The following is a 500-nucleotide window of genomic DNA, read 5'->3' as shown; positions in this document are numbered from 1 at the left end:
AGATGTGTATAAGAGACAGGTATAAATCTCGTACTGCCTTCTGAAACTGGCCTTGAAGGCTTGTAAGTTATTTTCTTCATCGTCAATGTATAAAACTCTTACACTCGGAGACTTCATTTTTGCAGCTGGTTATGGATTTACATTTAAGGTAATAATAAATTCTGTACCTTCATCGGGTTTGGATATAACTTCTATGTGACCTTTGTGTTTCTCAATGATACTGAACACGATAGAAAGACCAAGGCCTGTGCCTTCGCCAATATCTTTGGTGGTAAAGAAAGGTTCAAAGATACGGTGTTTCACTTCTTCGGTCATCCCGATGCCCGAATCCTTGATGCTGATTTTTACCTGCTGATCTTCGTACCAGGTTCTGATGGTTAAGAATTCTTCTGCTCGTTGTTCTGCTTCTGTCTCTTATACACATCTGACGCTGCCGACGAACCACGACAGGTGGGGTTGGGGGGGGGGGGGGGGGGGGGGGGGGGGGGGGGGGGGGGGGG

The 500-nt window shown here is 46.2% G+C and carries 1 pseudogene; it reads right to left on the bottom strand.

The window, feature by feature from the left end:
* Nucleotides 1-129: 129 nt before the first annotated feature.
* Nucleotides 130-378 (bottom strand): annotated as a pseudogene (locus JHD69_RS20140) (sensor histidine kinase); the annotation flags it as partial.
* Between the last annotated feature and the right edge of the window lie 122 nt (nt 379-500).

Origin of the sequence: Pedobacter sp. ASV12 (assembly GCF_016429155.1) — a bacterium.
Classification (GTDB): Bacteria; Bacteroidota; Bacteroidia; order Sphingobacteriales; family Sphingobacteriaceae; genus Pedobacter.
This window is presented reverse-complemented; position numbering and strand designations above follow the sequence as displayed.